The sequence below is a fragment of the Flavonifractor sp. An112 genome, assembly GCF_904377885.1.
Lineage (GTDB): Bacteria > Bacillota > Clostridia > Oscillospirales > Oscillospiraceae > Flavonifractor > Flavonifractor avicola.
Genome location: NZ_CAJFGT010000117.1, coordinates 1 through 2806, shown reverse-complemented (window position 1 = coordinate 2806; position 2806 = coordinate 1). Strand labels below are relative to the sequence as shown.

Genomic DNA, 2806 nt, shown 5'->3' with positions numbered 1-2806 from the left:
ACTTCCGCTTCGTGAAGGAGAACATGGTGTGCAAGATCAACTCCTACAAGGGCAAGATCTTCGCCGTGGAGCCCCCCACCTTCGTGGAGCTGGAGGTCAGCGAGACCGATCCCGGCTTCAAGGGCGACACCGCCACCAACGTGACCAAGCCCGCCACCCTGGAGACCGGCGCCGAGATCAAGGTGCCCCTGTTCATCAATCCCGGCGACAAGATCAAGATCGACACCCGTACCGGCGAGTACCTGGAGCGCTGCAAGGGGTAAAAAATGTCCAGGGGGTATCCAAAGAAGCTAAATGTGGCTTCGCGTGGATTTTTATCGGATGCGCCCCCGGCGCTTCCGACCCCCTAGATACAAATGGGCCGCGCCGTATGGCGGCACAGCCCATTTGATACCCCCCGGTTTCGCGCCCCGTGGCGCGGGTCGAGGTGTTTTCGGGTGAAGTGAATCCACCCGAAAACAGATTCCTATTCTATTGGCCCTTCGTGGCTGACTGATGAAGAAAAGGAGACGCATTATGACGATTTCTGAGAAGGTCGCGTACCTGAAGGGCCTGGCTGAGGGCCTGAATATCGACACCGAGAAGTCCAAGGAGGGCAAGCTCCTCAACGTGATCATCGGCATCCTGGAGGAGATCGGGATGTCCATTGAGGATCTGGAGGAGAACACCGTGGCTCTGGGCGAGGAGATTGACGCCATCTCCGACGATCTGGCCGACGTGGAGAAGGCCGTCTATGAGGACGAGGACGACGAGGATGACGACGACGATTGCTGCTGCGATGACGACGACTTCTTCGAGACCGAGTGCCCCAACTGCGGCGAGACTCTGGTGATCGACGAGTCCGTTCTGGACGAGGGCGTAATCCAGTGCCCCAGCTGCAAGCAGAAGTTCGCTCTGGACCTGTCTGACGACTGCTGCTGCGGCGATGAGGACGAGGACGACTGCGGCTGTGGCTGCGGCTGTGAGGACCACGACCACGAGGACTAAGTTCCAAGGTATATCGGGAGCGCTGCGGAGATTCCGCGGCGCTCCTTTTTTGACTTTGTTCGATGTTTTCTCTTATGGCCACAAAACCAGTGGGATTTTGGTGAAAATGGCGGGGGAAGTCTCTTGCGTCTGCCGCTGCCAGCGTAGTATAATGGGCACGGAATTAGATTAGATTAACTCTGAGAACTGCGGATGGGATAAGATGAAACTACAAGAGACACAGACACATAAGACTCTGGAGGAAGTCCAGCCCGGGGAAAAGGGCATCATTCTCCAGGTAGGCAATGACCGGGGGCCGGTGAAGCGCCGCCTGGTTGACATGGGCCTGACCCCCGGTACCCAGGTCATGGTGCGCAAGGTGGCCCCCTTCGGCGACCCGGTGGAGCTCAACCTGCGGGGCTACGAGCTGTCCCTGCGGAAGTCAGACGCAGCACAAATCCTCATCGCCACCGGCGAGGAGGGAGAGCGGAAGGCCCAGGCCAGAAAAAAGCGCATGGGTATGGTGCAGCACTTGCCCGACGAGGAGACCATCCGGCGGATGGATGCCGACCACGCCCATGAGGCTGCGGCCCACGGCGGCGTGCCGGACTATGCCAGCCATGATACCCGGGAGATGAAACTGGCCCTGGTGGGCAACCCCAACTGCGGCAAGACCACCCTCTTTAATGCCCTTACCGGCTCCAACCAGTATGTGGGCAACTGGCCCGGCGTGACGGTGGAGAAGAAGGAGGGCAGGGCGGAGGTAGATGGGAAATCCGTCACCGTGGTGGATCTGCCCGGCATTTATTCCCTGTCCCCCTACTCCATGGAGGAGATCGTGGCCCGGGATTTTATCGTCGGAGAGCGGCCCGACGCCATCATCGACATCATTGACGCCACCAACATTGAGCGCAACCTGTATCTGACCGCCCAGCTGCTGGAGCTGGAGCGGCCTATGGTCATTGCTCTCAACTTTATGGACGAGGTGGAGAAGCACGGGGACAAGATCGATGTGGACCGGCTGTCCGAGGAACTGGGCGTACCGGTGATCCCCATCACCGCCCGGTCGGGCAAAAACATCCAGAAGCTGCTGGAGGTGGCCCACCACCAGATGCACGTTGGGGTCACCGTAGAGCCGGACGACCTGTATGACGACTTCACCCACCAGATCCACCATAAGATGGGCGAGCTCATCCACGACAAGGCCTATGCCGCCCACATTCCCGCCCACTGGGCCTCCATTAAGCTCATTGAGGGGGACGATCTGGTGGAGAAGGCCCTGGGCCTGAACGGGGTGGAGAAGGCTGCCCTGGAGCGGGTTTGTCAGGAATACGAGAGCGCCTATGAGCTGGGCGACCGGGAGACCCTTATCGCCGATGCCCGGTATCAGTTTATCCAGAAGGTGGTGGACAGCTGTGTGCACCGGGGCCGTCCCCTGGGTACGCCCACCCTGTCCGATCGGATCGACGCCATCGTCACCCACAAGGTGTTCGCCATCCCTGTGTTCCTGCTGATGATGCTGGCTATGTTCGCCCTCACCTTCGGCCCCGGCCAGATGCTGGCTGATGGGGTGGATACCCTCATTGGCGGCTACTTTGCCGACTGGGTGCGGGGTGTGCTGGCTGCCGCCGGTACTGCTCCCTGGGTGGAGGCCCTGCTGGTGGACGGCGTCATTGCCGGTGTGGGCGGCGTGTTGACGTTCCTGCCCCAGATCGCCATTCTATTCCTCTTCCTGTCCTTCCTGGAGGACTCGGGCTATATGGCCCGGGCCGCCTTCATCATGGACCGGCTGCTGCGGCGCTTCGGCCTCAGCGGCAAAGCCTTTATCCCTATGCTGATG

2 protein-coding genes and 1 pseudogene are annotated in these 2806 nt (G+C 60.3%); all 3 read left to right on the top strand.

Annotation, left to right across the window (positions count from 1 at the left end; genetic code table 11):
- Positions 1-263: pseudogene (locus IHN22_RS12455) on the top strand (elongation factor P); the annotation flags it as partial.
- Between the two features lie 253 nt (positions 264-516).
- A complete protein-coding gene (locus IHN22_RS12450; RefSeq protein ID WP_087188552.1) occupies positions 517-987 on the top strand; it encodes a CD1247 N-terminal domain-containing protein in 471 nt (156 codons plus the stop codon).
- A 202-nt stretch (positions 988-1189) separates the two neighbouring features.
- Positions 1190-2806, top strand: a 1617-nt coding sequence (gene feoB, locus IHN22_RS12445; protein ID WP_191435678.1) for a ferrous iron transport protein B, incomplete at its 3' end; no start/stop codon positions are given.